Below are 13,219 nucleotides of genomic sequence, written 5' to 3' on the forward strand. Positions count from 1 at the left end.
GTTCCATGCCCAACAAGCTATCGCACCGTCACTGCCACGGAGGCGGGAGGCCATAACATTCTCAATGTTTTGGATTTCCGCTTTCGCGGGAATGACTCTCTGCACCGCACCTGTGGCACTCCAAAAGTCCTTGAATTCCCGCTTCCCGGTCGGGCGGGAACAAGGTTCGCGGGAATAAAGTCCGAAAAAGCCAGAGGCGTTCTCGAAGAAGCCCCAAGAAAGGGCCGTTTTTTTCACGCTTCGGCATTTCATGACGGCGCTTTTTGTTGGGTAAGGCGCACAAGGCTTTCTAGCTTGTCACGGGCGGTTCCGGAATCGATGCTCTTTTCGGCAAGGTGCATGCCGTCTCGAAAATCTTCCCCCACACCGGCCGCCACCAGAGCCGCCGCCGCATTCAACACCACCACATCGCGACACGGTCCGGGCGTGCCTTCCAGCACCGATCGCAGGATTCGAGCGTTTTCTTCGGGAGAGCCGCCCCGGAGTGCTTCCGGGTCGGCTTTTCGTCCCAGCAGGCGTTCCGGCTCCAGGTCGCAGGTGCGCAGCAAACCGTCCCGCAGTTCGGTGACGCGCGTGGGAGCGCAGACACTGATTTCGTCCAAGCCGTCGTGGCCATGAACGACAAAAGCTCGGCGGGTGCCCAAAAGCTCTAGAGCTTGAGCGAACATTTCCGTCAGTTCCGGGGCGAAAACGCCCAGCACCTGGCAGTTGGCTCCGGCCGGGTTGGTCAGCGGCCCCAGCATATTGAAAATGGATCGAATCCCCACTTCCTTGCGCGCGGTGGCCGCATACTTCATGGCCCCGTGATAGAGCGGCGCAAAAAGAAAGCCGATACCGATGTCTCCGACAATTTCTTCCACCACTTCCGGATCCACATCCAGCCGCACGCCCAGTGCTTCAAGCACGTCGGCGCTGCCGCATCGGCTGGAAACCGAACGGTTGCCGTGTTTGGCCACCGTGACCCCGCACCCCGCCACCACAAAGGCAGCTGTGGTGGAAATGTTAAAGGTCTGGGCTCCGTCGCCGCCGGTGCCACAGGTGTCCACTACGGTGGCAGCGGGCACATGAAGCCGATGCGCTTTTCGGCGCATGGTTCGAGCAGCCCCCGCCAGTTCGGCAAAGGTTTCCCCTTTGGTGGCCAAAGCCGCCATAAAGGCGCCGATCTGGGCGTCGGTGAGCGATCCGGACATAAGCTGGTCCATGAGAACGCTCATTTCCTCTTCCGTCAGGTCCACGCGTCGCGTCAGGCGTTGCATCAATTCAACAAACACGGCTGTTTCCTCCATACCCGTTCAAAAAGTTGCGAAGAAGCCGCTTTCCCACGGGCGTCATGATGGATTCAGGATGAAACTGAATACCTTCACACGGATAGGTTTTGTGGCGAATGCCCATGACTTCGCCGTCATCAGCTTCCGCACTGATTTCCAAACATTCCGGAAGGGCCGCGCGATCCACGGCCAGGGAATGGTAGCGCATGGCCTGAAACGGGCCGGCAATGCCTCGGTAAATGCCCCGCCCGTCAGGCTGCACCATGGACGTCTTGCCGTGCATGAGGTGCTGGGCCGAGCCCACGCGGCCTCCATAGGCCACGGCGATGGCCTGATGTCCCAGGCACACGCCCAGAATGGGAATGGCCTGCGCGGCGGCGCGAATGAGCGGCACCGAAATGCCCGCATCTTCGGGGCGTCCCGGTCCCGGAGAAATGACGATGCCTTGGGGGTTCCACGACAGAATCTCGTCCACGGAAGCTGCGTCGTTTCGCACTACCCGCACCTCGGCTCCAAGCACCTGAAGGTATTGGACCAGGTTGTAGGTAAAGGAATCGTAGTTGTCGATCATGACGATCATGGCGGGCACTCCTTCGTGTCAGTGCCTAAATGTTTCGGCGTTTCGAAGCACGGCCACGGCCTTGAACATGGCTTTCGCCTTGTTCACCGTTTCCTCATATTCCCGTTGCGGATCGGAATCGGCCACGATGCCCGCGCCGGTCTGCACGGTCATGGTGCCGTCGTTCAGGCACGCCGTGCGAATGGTGATGGCCAGATCCATGTTGCCCGTGTACGCGATGTATCCCACGGCGCCACCGTATGGGCCTCGAGGCGTGGGTTCCAGGTCGGCAATGATTTCCATGGCTCGAATCTTTGGAGCCCCGGTGAGCGTTCCTGCCGGAAAGGTGGCCCGCAGAAGGTCCCAGGCATCACAGTCGCGCCGAAGGTCGCAGGTGATGTTGGACACCAAGTGCATGACGTGGGAATAGCGTTCCACCACCATGAGGTCGGTCACCTGCACGGTGCCGGTTTCCGCTACCCGGCCCAGGTCATTGCGGCCAAGGTCCACCAGCATGAGGTGTTCCGCCCGTTCCTTGGGGTCTTTGAGCAGTTCGTCGGCCAGGCGCCGATCTTCCTGTTCCGTGGCACCTCGAGGGCGCGTCCCGGCAATGGGCCGAAGGGTGGCCACACCGTTTTCCAGACGCACCATGGTTTCCGGGGATGACCCCACAAGAATGCGGTCGTCCAATTCCATAAAGAACATGTACGGCGATGGGTTGATGTAGCGCTGCGCTCGGTAGAGAAACCAGGGGTCGGGAGCGGGCTGCAGCACAAAGGGTTGGGAAAGGACCGTTTGGATAACGTCCCCCGCGCGAATAAGGTCCTTGACGGTGCGCACCATGGCTAGAAAATTCTCGCGGGATACCGTCGATTGAAAGGCCTCCGTGCCGGAACCGAAAAGCGGGGGCCCGAAGCCTTTTTCCGCGGCAGGCGAGGGCGGCTCGGAACCTCGAAGGTCCAGAGGAATGGAAGGAACGACCAAAGGGTTTTCCAAGGATTTCGCGAGAGATTCCAGGCGCGCCACGGCGCCGTCGTAGCCTTGAGAAGGGTCCTCGGTTTCCTCGAGCCGGGCCACGGGAACCAGCAGCGTGAGCGTGTGCCGGACATTGTCAAAGATGAGAAGCTCATCGGTCATGACGAAATGGCCGAGCGGGACTTCCGGTGGCAGCGCGTTGGCAATTTTTTCAAAAAAGGACACGGTTTCGTAGGCAATCCACCCCACAAGGCCGCCCCAGAATCGAGGAAGCCCGGGAACGGACACGGGCCGATACGGTGCCATGAGGCTTCGAAGAACCTGCAGAGGGTCTCCACCATGGGGCACAGCGCGGCGCATGCCGTTTTCCAGGATTTCCACATGATGGCGAAACAGACGCACGTGCCGGGAGGCAGACGCTCCCAGAAAGCTGTACCGGCCCCAGCGTTCCCCACCTTCCACACTTTCCAGAAGAAACACGGGGCGGCCGGGCTGGCGAATCTTGGCCAGGGCGGAGACGGGGGTTTCCGTGTCGGCCAGAATTTCGCAACACACGGGGACCAGGTTGCCTCGGCGAAACAAATCCTTGAATTCATTGCGGGTCGGAAAGAATCTCAGCTTCATTGCAAGAGGGCTCCGTGAAAGGTCAGCTTATGGCGGCAAGGCTCGGCGACAAATCGGCGCGCTCCAGTTCCGGGACTCGGGCAAAAAGCTGCGCCAATGGGGCAATTTCTTCGCATAGCCTTTGAAACTGCTCGGGATACAAGGACTGGGCCCCATCGCTCAGGGCCTCGTCCGGTCGGTGATGGACTTCGACCATGAGGCCGTTCGCCCCCACGGCCACGGCGGCGCGGCTCAGAGGAATGACTTGGTCGCGGCGGCCGCAGGCATGGCTGGGATCCACAAGGATAGGGAGATGGCTTTCCTTGCGCACCACGGGCACGGCGGAAAGGTCCAGGGTGTTGCGGCTGTGAGCGGTGAAAGTGCGAATGCCGCGTTCGCACAGAATGACGTGAGGGTTGCCGCCTTCCAGAATGTATTCGGCGGCCATGAGCCATTCTTCCAGAGTGGCGGCCATGCCGCGTTTGAGGAGCACCGGCTTGGAGGACTGGCCGGCGCGGCGAAGGAGGGTGAAGTTTTGCATGTTGCGCGCCCCGATCTGAACCACATCGGCGACCTCTTCCACTAAATCGTACACCGTGTGGTCCAGGGCTTCCGTGACAATGGGAAGCCCTGTTTCTTGGCGCACTCGATCGAGGATTTTCAGGGCTTTTTCTCCAAGCCCTTGAAACGCATACGGGGACGTGCGCGGCTTAAAAGCGCCGCCCCGAAACAGGTGCGCTCCGGCCCGCTTGACCTGCCGAGCGATGGTCAGGGCCTGCTCTTCGCTTTCCACGGCACACGGACCGGCGATGAGCACCAACGAGCCGTTGCCGATGCGCACATCGCCCACGGGAACAACGGTGTCCTGCGCATGAAATTCTCGGCTCACCAGCTTGTAAGGACGCGTCACCGGGATGGCTTCCTTGACCCCGGCTAGACTCAGGATCCAGTTGGGATCCACCGGGCCTCGATTGTGCAAAACCCCGATGGCCATGCGTTCTCCACCCTGAATGGGGCGGGCACTGTAGCCTCGCGCTTCAATGGCGCGCACCACCTGAGCGATGTCTTCTGCAGTGGCTCTCTTGTGCATGACAACAAGCATGACGGACACCTCCTGTGCCTGGGTTGAAACATGAGCTCGACCGTGAGTCGGCCGAAAAAAATAAAAGGCCGAGGGATGCAATCCCACGGCCTTGGGCTTCAAACAAAAAGACCGTGGGCCGGGTGGCCCACGGTCTTCACGATTTCTTCGATGCCGGTGGTCTAGAGCGACCCACCTCCGTCGGCGCACCCGTGCACACTGCACCACCACCAGCACCACCAAAAACCAACGCTATGCGAGGAAATTTGAGAGCCCACGGAGTATGCCTTTTGGTCTTAGAGTTTACTACACTTTGAAACGCCCTTTGCCTAAAGCGCGTGAGTGCACTTTGTCAAGAAAAATTTTTTCTCCAACGCTTAAAGCTTGGTGAGGGCCGCGCCCGGGCGATTCGCCAAACTTTCGAGAACCCCGGTGGTTCAAGCGGTCGGACACCCCGCGCCTTCCGCTGGCTCCATCGGTTCATTTAAAGCGCTGCCGTCGTCCCCCTTGCTTGGACGCCTCCTTGCCTCGGCCCCGTGAACGTCGTCCACGGGGTTTCAAAAAATCCACGCGAATAAACTCGTGGCGATTGACAAACCTGACGAACAACGGATGGATATTTAGTTCCCTTTGGACCACGGCCCGCACCTGTTCTGGCGTGGAAGACTTGCTGATGCCGTACTTGCGATAATCGTCCGTTTTAATGTAGAGAGCCATGGTCAGCCTCCCTATGCATGGAATCTCATGGATTGCAATGCTATTGTAACAATCGATTAAGGGTTGTCAAAAACCTTGCGGGAGCCCTGCACAAATCGATGGCACCATGGCGGCGGAGATTCTAGAAGGTCAAGTGGAACGCGTCACGTATGCCGGGGAAGAGGACGGCTACAGTGTGCTGCGCCTAAGGGTGCGCGGTCGCCGAGATCTGGTGACGGTGGTGGGCTCCTTTGTTTCGGTGACTCCGGGCGAAGTGCTCCGTCTTCACGGTTTCTGGAGGCGTCATCCCAAATACGGGCCACAGTTTCGAGTGGACCAGTACGAAATCCTGAGGCCCGATACCGTGCAAGGCATTTGCAAATATTTAGGTTCCGGGCTCATCAAGGGTATCGGCCCCGAGATGGCCAAGCGTATCGTCAAGGTTTTTGGCGCAGCGACGCTGGAAGTCATCGACCAGAAGCCAGAGCGGCTTCTTGAGGTTGAGGGCATCGGACCGAAGCGCCTGAGCGGCATCGTGAAAGCGTGGGATGATCAAAAAGAGATTCGCGAAGTCATGATCTTCTTGAAAACCCATGGAGTGAGCGCTTCCCATGCCACGCGCATCTTCAAGCAGTACGGAAAGGATTCCTTGACGGTGCTTCAAGAAAACCCGTATCGGCTGGCCATGGACGTCTCCGGCATCGGGTTTGTTACGGCTGACAAGATCGCTCGCAGCCTGGGATTCGACCGGGATTCGGTGCGGCGTGCCCAAGCGGGCCTGCATTACGTGCTGTTTAAAGCGGCTGACGACGGTCATGTGTGTCTACCTCGAGCGCAGCTTCTCAGGGATGCGGAGAAGCTTCTAGAAACTTCCGTTCAGGTTCTGGAACAAGGGCTGCAGGCTTTGGCGGCCGATGGCCGCGTGATTCTGGAACCTTTGTCCGATGCGGTGGCACGGGCTGTGGCGGACACGGAGGTCGTGTATCTTCGAGGCTACCATGTGGCGGAAACCCAAACGGCCGCTCGGCTGACCACAATCGGCGCATGGCCCAAACGATTTCCTTCGGCCAGCCTCGACAAGGTGCTCTCCGCCGTAACCTCCCAGCTGCCCTTTCCTCTGGCGCCGCTGCAGATGGAAGCCATTCGCAAGGCCTTGACAGAGAAGGTCATGGTCATCACCGGAGGTCCGGGCACGGGCAAGACCACGTTGGTTCGGGCCATTTGCGCCGCCTACAAGCGCATGGGAGCTCGCGTGGCCTTGGCCGCTCCCACGGGACGGGCGGCCAAGCGGTTGAGCGAAACCACGGGGCAGGAAGCGGCCACCGTTCATCGGCTTTTGGAATTCAGCCCGGCGGCCGGAGGATTTCAGCGCAACGAACAAAAACCGCTCACGGCCGATTGCCTCATTGTGGATGAAGCCTCCATGCTGGATGCTTTGCTGGCCCATCATCTGCTTAAGGCCGTGTCGTCCAGAACGACGGTCATCTTCGTTGGGGACGTGGATCAGTTGCCGTCCGTAGGTGCCGGCAACGTGCTCAAGGACATCATCGCCTCCGAGGCTTTTTCCGTGGTGCGTCTCACGGAAATCTTTCGGCAGGCGCAAAAAAGCCTCATCGTGGTGAACGCCCATCGCATTCGAGAAGGATCGTTTCCCATCTACGGAAGCACGCAGGGAGAAAGACTTTCGGATTTCTATTTCATTGAAAAAGACGATCCGGAAGACGTGCTGCGCCTTGTTGTGGAACTGTGCTCTCGGCGAATTCCAGGCCGATTTCACCTGGACCCCGTGGAGGATATCCAGGTCCTGAGCCCCATGCACCGAGGGGTTGTGGGAGCGCAGCATTTGAACGAAGTCCTGCAAAAGGCCTTGAATCCCAGAGGGCGCGCCGTGGAACGCGCCGGAAGAATCTACCGGGTGGGCGACAAGGTCATGCAGCTTCGGAACAACTACGACAAGGAAGTCTTTAACGGCGACATGGGCCGCATTGATGCCGTGGATGAAGAAAACCAGGAAATTCGCGTGCGCATGGACGGGCGGCTGGTGAGCTACGATTTCTCCGAACTGGATGAGATCACCCACGCCTATGCGGTGAGCGTCCATAAGTCACAGGGCAGTGAATACCCGGCGGTGGTGATCCCCTTGGTGACCCAGCACTACGTCATGCTCCAGCGTAACCTTCTTTACACCGCCGTCACCCGTGGCAGAAAGCTCGTGGTTCTGTTGGGATCCCGCAAGGCCTTGGCCATGGCCGTGCGCAACGACCGCCTGCAAAAGCGTTACACTCTGCTGGCCCATCGTCTCGCCGCACGCACTCCACCGTCCGTTTCGGTGTAAAATTACCTTTCTAATAACCCAAGAGACGGTGTCATGGACGCCTGAGCATCCAATGGGATCGGCCGAGACAAGGTCTCTGGACGTTTGTTTGATTCACGGCCGAAAGTGACGACCAAAGCTTACCAAAACAGCTTAAAACTGGATGATCTTCAAAAATGGTCCATTTGTGCGTGCTTAGCGAGAACATCGGCGGGACAACGGTACATTTGGCCTGTGCGGTTGAGAGGGAGAAGGAGAAAAGGGAGGGAGACTATGGGTTTTGTGAAGATTTATGAAAACGTGTTTCGTGGCACTTTTCCCGTTCAGGAAGGGGCCTTGGGTTCCCTTTTGGCGCGTTTTGGCCCGGCGCATGTGGTGGGACATCCCACATTTCGCAATGCGGAAAACATTGGCGCGCAATTGCGTCGTGGCATGGAAGCCGCTTTGGCCGCCTTTGGCGAAGAGCGCATCGCCTTTGTCATTTCCGACGGCACCTGCACTATGGATCGGCCGGACACGTCCACGCTGGATGCGGCTCTGGGCGCCGCCGCCCAATTCTTTCAGGATTTGGTTCCCTCTTTGCGCGCTCGACTTCTGGTGGCCGCGACACCGTACGACGGATACAAGGGAGATCGCACGCCGGGCAAAGGCAGCGCGCTCAAGCTTCTCTTTGACGAAACGGCCCACTGCTCCAGTATGCAGACCCTTATCCTTTTGGACGGCGATTTGAGAAACGACTTTCATCCATGGTTTCGAACCTTTGCCGCCGTCTTTGCCGAGCACCGGCAAAACTGGCAGCATCGGCCCTTCTTTATCACCGCACGCTACGCGCGCCACTTTGTGGACGCTTCTCTAACCCGTTTTATCGTGGGGCCCCTGACGACCCTTATGGGCTGCTACGTGCCGGGAGGCATTTCCGGGGACATTGTTCTGTCCGCCAAGGCCGTGCAGCATGAACGGGAGGCCGTCTGGGATGATGCCCGCCGCCGATACGGCACAGATATCGCCACCACCTTGGACAACATCGCCGATCCACAGACCGTGCTCTACGAAGTCTATCTGGGCGCGAAGCTCCATGACATTACCGATGAAGCCAAACTGAGCGTCATGCCCGGAGAAGTCATCGGATCCGCTCTCCATCGCCTCCTGCACTACGAGGACCGCGACGGCCGCATCTCCCGCCTCCTGGTTTCCCAGGATCCTTTGAAACGCCCCGTCGTCTGGGGGCCGGAAAAGACGGGCATCGCCTTCATCGACCCTGGGTATACCAACGTGTTTGATGTGGACCGGAAGCGCGAAACGCTGCTTGAGGGTTTCGCGCGACACGAAAAGGCCATGAAAGAGACCTTGAACCCGGAAACCTTTCGCGCGGTGGAGGATCGAGTCCACAGGCTGCGCGCCGCACCCTTTCACGACACCGCCCCGGTTCTTTTTCTGGACGTGACGCGCGATTTCTGGATTCGGCTTCTCTACGAAAGCCTTGGGCATCTTTTCGCCACCCGCCAGGTGGACGCCGTTAAGAGCTGCCTCAACTACCTCTACACGGCCGCCTTTTTGGAATTTTGCCGAGAAAAATTGGAGCACCTCGGGGCACGCACCTACGGTGCGGTGCGCGCCCTTCAAATGAGGCTAGGTGTCGCGCCCGAAAAGGCCGAGAGGTTTTACCGGGAAGAAGTGGACGCCGTGGTGGACGCCATGGCCTTGTCTTTTTACCGAGGAAGACGGGCCATCGTGGAGGAAATCAGGCGGCGTACTTCTGCTTTTCCTGTTCCACCACGTTGATGATGTCGTAGATGATTCCCGGCACCTTGCGAATGACGCGGTCCCAGGACACGGTTTGCGGGGTTTCAAAGAGCTGTGTGCGCGCGTTTTGGGCGCATTCATGAATGGTTTGAAGGAGTCCAGAGGCCACGTAGGGCTGAAACGCCGGTTGACTTCCCACAAAGGACGCGAAGCGCTCGGCTATTCGATACGGTGACAGCAGCAGATCTCCAGCATACAAGATGGCGTTCTTGAACACGCCGTGCACCATGGCTTCTTCCCGGTCCGGATCGTAGTCCAGGCTGCAAAAGGCGGCATTGTCCGCATACATCTTGATCAAGTTGTCGGCGACGTTGAGGTATGTGAGCGTCAGATCCCGAATGAAATGATCGGAGATTTCCAGGCCCTCTTCAATCACCAAGGCGCTGAGCAGGGTGGTGACAATGTCAATGGCCATCTTGTGCAGGCCCTGGTCCTTATCGTCGGGCGAAAGGGGCTGGTGCTTGTGGTCAAAGGCTTCGTGGGAAATTTCCACCTGCGCGATGTTGTTGGCCTTTCGGTAAACTTCAATGAGCGTAAAAATTTCCACACCCCAGTTCATGGCAAAGTGCATGCGCTTCAAGAGATTGATGTCAAAGACCACTTCGCCCGAAAGCTGGTAATTGAAGGTCAGAAGAAAATCCACGAGGCGCAGCACCTTTTCTTCCTGGCTTTCGGTGAACTTGCGCTTGAGGGCGATGAGTAAAGGGTCCAGAAGCAGGCGTTTGACGCGGCCGTAAAGAACGCCGTTTTTCAGCCGAGCGTAAAAAGCCTTGGAAAACTGATAATTAAGAACCTGCACGGGATAAATAAGCCGATCCAGTTGATCGCAGGTGAAAGTGCGGATATCCGCGTCCAGCAGAGCCACCGTTTGGGCCCCCAAAGCCAGGGCGATGCCAAAGGACAAGAACATGTTGCGGCCTTTGCCGCGCACATTCAAAGCAAAGCCGGCCTGAGACAACTGGTCGTAGATGCCTGAAAACCCGGGGCCGTCATTGTGCACAATGAGGCTGTTGTGCAGCTTTCGGTCCTGAACCATGGCCGACAGTTCGCGCGCTTCCTTTTCCGTGGCGGCATCGAGCCCAAAAAGAATGCGGGAGATGTATGGCGCGCCCTGAAGTTCATTGAGCATATTTTCAAAAACCGGCCGATTTTCTGGGTCCGTGAATTCGCTTGCCAGTAAAGGGATGACCAGAACGGTTTTTTTCCATCGCGAATGGTGAATGAGTTCTTCCTTCAGTCGAGTGTTGCCCGACGTGAGCAAGTAAAAGGTTGTGATTTTGGTGTGCTTTTGCGCAAAGTTGGACATGGCGAACTCCTTTGCCACAGATCATTCTTTCCCCAGTGCCTGCACCAGGGCGTCAAACCGCATCGTGCGAGGCCCATTCCACGGAAAATCCTGTAAGTGAGCCGTGACACCGGGCATGAACAGCACCGTTTGCAGGCCGTGGATTTGAGCGGCTTCCATGTCGTTGACCGGGTCGTTGCCCACCATGAGCACGACCTCAGGGTCGAGACCGAAGCGCCGAGCACGCGTGGCGATGAGGCGAAAGAAATGAGGGTCCGGCTTAGCAAAACCCAGTTCGTAGGAAAAAAACGTCCACCGCTCATCAAAAACGGCATGCAACGGGGTGCCCAAAGCATACTCCAAAATGGGTCGCGTGTAAAACTGGGCATTGGACGCCAATCCCAGAAGGAAACCCTGGCCGTGCAGGGTTCTGAGAGTTTCCACAGCCCCTTCAAAGGGAGAGACGGGATTGGCCACAAGTTCCCGGTACATGGCCACATCCATGGGATGGGGGGGCGGGTCCGGGGGGTCGGCAACGTTTTCCAGCAGCGTTTTCCAGATGTGTTCCACGAGAACTTCCGGTCTGCTGATGCCCAATGAGCGGCCGTGTTCATGTTCTTTGGCGATGGCTTGATAGAAATTTTCGGCCCACGTGTTGCCAACTTCTTCCGAGTAGCCGAAAAACAGCGCCGTCTTAACGAAACTTTCTTGAGCCAGGCGACGCCGCACCTGATCTTCCAGATCTCCATGGCGTGCGGCCAACAGCGTGCCGTAGACGTCGAATAAAATGACTCGAGGCGTGGGGTCGAAGTGTGGCACAGAACCGCATTCCGGCGTCGGGTACGGCGTCTGTGACACATGGGCTTTTAGCCATGCCCGCCACCGCTTCATCGCCAACCTCCAAACAAAGGTCTTTGATATAGAGGGTCAAAAAAAAGCCTCGCCACGCATGGGCCCAGATCTGGGCATCGGTCTGTAGTGGTGAAGGGGTGTGTTTTCACGTCGCTTTTCGGGTGCTTTTCCGTTTGGCCGGCCTTTTCGTTTTCGCCCCGATGGTACGAAGCGTTCAAGCCCGGCTGTCTCCAGAGCCTTTCAAACGCCGTCTTCAGGCGATGGGCATGGGCCGTGGGGCCGAATTGGGCAAAAAAGGAAGCCAGGGTCGCCTCGTTCACCCGAACGGGTGTCAAAACGTGTTGAAAATTTTCCTTTAAAGCCCCTTCCACCGCCATCTTCAGAAGGTCCCTTTGTGCAGCCCAATCCAGCAAGCCAAAGTCCACAGTGGGTTGGCCGTAAAGGACCTCCAGCCGTGACACAAATTGGTCCATATCGTCCTTGGAAAGAGTCGGAACCATGTGCCGGTAACCTTCGGCGAAGCGAAGGCCTTGGGTTTGCAATCGGGAACGATGCGAGGCGTCCAGTGGAACAGGCAGCGCGTCGTAAAGCGGCTCCGTGGGAAAGCCGACTTTGGCAAAATCGGCGGTGACATCAGCAAGGTTGCGCCCAATCAGAGGCCGCCCCAGCAGAGGCCCCTCCAGAAAGGCAAAACCGAAGCCCTCCATCAAGGATGTGGTCATCACGGCGTCGCTCCACGCCATAAGCTCTTCAAAGGAAAAGGCGGTGCCCACGAGTTCGGTTCCAAACCCGATGACACTGGGCAGCCGATTTGCACGGGCACATTTTTTGACGGCTTCCGCGTAGGGTTTTTCCTGCGCCGATGTGGCGTCCAACGTGATGAGCACCTGCGGCTTTTGGGGGTGAATGACGGCGAGGAATAGGGCTTCCAGCACATTCTTTCGACGAATCAACCGCACGGGCAAAAGCCATTGCGGTCGCCCCGGATCAAAGACATAGTCCTGTTCAAAAGCATACCGGCGTAAGGCGGAAGCCACGGCCTGCTTTCTAGCAGGCGTCAGGACGGGCGAAAATTCGCCGGAAGGAATGACCACATTGGGAAGCCAGAAGACGCGCTGAGGAGAAAGCCCGCAGGAGAGCAACCTCTGTCTGTCTGTGGTGTTAAGCACCGCGTAAGCCGTGTTGGGCGAAGTGGGATAAAAATCCGTAAGACCTCCGTCTTGCCAACAGCGGTGGAGCCGAACCATGTTTTCCACACGCCCGCATTCAGGAAAGTCGTGAATGTGATAAAGAAAGCGATGTGGAAGGCCTTCCGTCCAGGCTTTTTCAGCCGCTTCTTTCCACGCGGCGGTCACCGCAGGATTCTTGCCTAAGGTGGGGTTGTGCAGCCAAAAAAGGGCCGATTCACCGCCCCAGGTCAACATGGTGTCGCGCAGCGCCGTGACGTCCTTTCTAAAGGCTTTTTCGTCAGGCCAGGGTGCGTCTCGATAATCTAGACGCTCGTCCACAATCACTTCTACATCAGAAACCCATGTTTTAATGGTGCGCGCAAAACTTCGTACACCGTCCAAGCGCCCGACGCTGAGCACCAGTCTGCGCTCAGCGAGCCATCCTTGCTGGGACAGGCATTGCAAGCTTCTGAGCAGGGCTGTGCGCACGCCGCCCCGAAGCAGATGATAATGAAAGAGCACCAGGTTTTGAGGATCTGTCATTTTGAGCCGTCCTTGCTTTTTGTTTCAAGTATGTGCACAATTCGCTTAATGTTGCAACCTCTCGGGGGGAG

Annotated in this window: 10 protein-coding genes; 2 read left to right on the forward strand and 8 right to left on the reverse strand. The window is 57.9% G+C overall.

The window, feature by feature from the left end; all coding sequences use genetic code 11:
- Nucleotides 1-248: 248 nt before the first annotated feature.
- The 5 genes from trpD to EDC27_RS08130 form a co-directional block, all read right to left on the reverse strand.
- Complete coding sequence (gene trpD / locus EDC27_RS08110; RefSeq protein ID WP_123290080.1) at nucleotides 249-1,271, reverse strand: anthranilate phosphoribosyltransferase; 1,023 nt, start codon at nucleotides 1,269-1,271, stop codon at nucleotides 249-251.
- Nucleotides 1,261-1,848, reverse strand: a complete 588-nt coding sequence (locus tag EDC27_RS08115; RefSeq protein ID WP_123290081.1) for an anthranilate synthase component II — start codon at nucleotides 1,846-1,848, stop codon at nucleotides 1,261-1,263. The genes trpD and EDC27_RS08115 overlap by 11 nt, the downstream gene beginning before the upstream one ends.
- A gap of 18 nt (nucleotides 1,849-1,866) precedes the next feature.
- Nucleotides 1,867-3,426 carry an anthranilate synthase component I family protein gene (locus EDC27_RS08120; RefSeq protein WP_123290082.1) on the reverse strand — a complete coding sequence of 520 codons (1,560 nt, stop codon included), beginning with the start codon at nucleotides 3,424-3,426 and terminating at the stop codon, nucleotides 1,867-1,869.
- Nucleotides 3,427-3,448: 22 nt separating this feature from the next.
- Nucleotides 3,449-4,507, reverse strand: coding sequence for a 3-deoxy-7-phosphoheptulonate synthase (gene aroF, locus EDC27_RS08125; RefSeq protein ID WP_123290160.1), 1,059 nt, complete (start codon nucleotides 4,505-4,507; stop codon nucleotides 3,449-3,451).
- Between the two features lie 459 nt (nucleotides 4,508-4,966).
- On the reverse strand, nucleotides 4,967-5,203 hold the full coding sequence (locus EDC27_RS08130) for a hypothetical protein (RefSeq protein WP_123290083.1): 237 nt from the start codon (nucleotides 5,201-5,203) through the stop codon (nucleotides 4,967-4,969).
- 106 nt (nucleotides 5,204-5,309) lie between these two features.
- Between EDC27_RS08130 and recD2 the strand changes: the two genes are divergently transcribed.
- Together recD2 and EDC27_RS08140 are read left to right on the forward strand one after the other, a co-directional pair.
- Entirely contained in the window at nucleotides 5,310-7,517 is a 2,208-nt protein-coding gene (gene recD2 / locus EDC27_RS08135) for an SF1B family DNA helicase RecD2 (protein ID WP_123290084.1), read from the forward strand.
- A 252-nt stretch (nucleotides 7,518-7,769) separates the two neighbouring features.
- Nucleotides 7,770-9,278 (forward strand): hypothetical protein, encoded by a 1,509-nt coding sequence (locus EDC27_RS08140; RefSeq protein ID WP_123290085.1) that lies wholly within the window; start codon nucleotides 7,770-7,772, stop codon nucleotides 9,276-9,278.
- Here EDC27_RS08140 and EDC27_RS08145 read toward each other — a convergent pair.
- The 3 genes from EDC27_RS08145 to EDC27_RS08155 are packed head-to-tail and all read right to left on the reverse strand — an operon-like array spanning nucleotide 9,238 to nucleotide 13,148.
- Complete coding sequence (locus EDC27_RS08145) at nucleotides 9,238-10,605, reverse strand: hypothetical protein (protein WP_211334820.1); 1,368 nt, start codon at nucleotides 10,603-10,605, stop codon at nucleotides 9,238-9,240. The genes EDC27_RS08140 and EDC27_RS08145 overlap by 41 nt on opposite strands.
- Before the next feature lie 21 nt (nucleotides 10,606-10,626).
- Nucleotides 10,627-11,475, reverse strand: coding sequence for an HAD family hydrolase (locus EDC27_RS08150; RefSeq protein ID WP_123290086.1), 849 nt, complete (start codon nucleotides 11,473-11,475; stop codon nucleotides 10,627-10,629).
- On the reverse strand, nucleotides 11,472-13,148 hold the full coding sequence (locus EDC27_RS08155; protein ID WP_123290087.1) for a hypothetical protein: 1,677 nt from the start codon (nucleotides 13,146-13,148) through the stop codon (nucleotides 11,472-11,474). Before EDC27_RS08155 ends, EDC27_RS08150 begins: the two co-directional genes overlap by 4 nt.
- Between the last annotated feature and the right edge of the window lie 71 nt (nucleotides 13,149-13,219).

The sequence above is a fragment of the Desulfosoma caldarium genome, assembly GCF_003751385.1.
Lineage (GTDB): Bacteria > Desulfobacterota > Syntrophobacteria > Syntrophobacterales > DSM-9756 > Desulfosoma > Desulfosoma caldarium.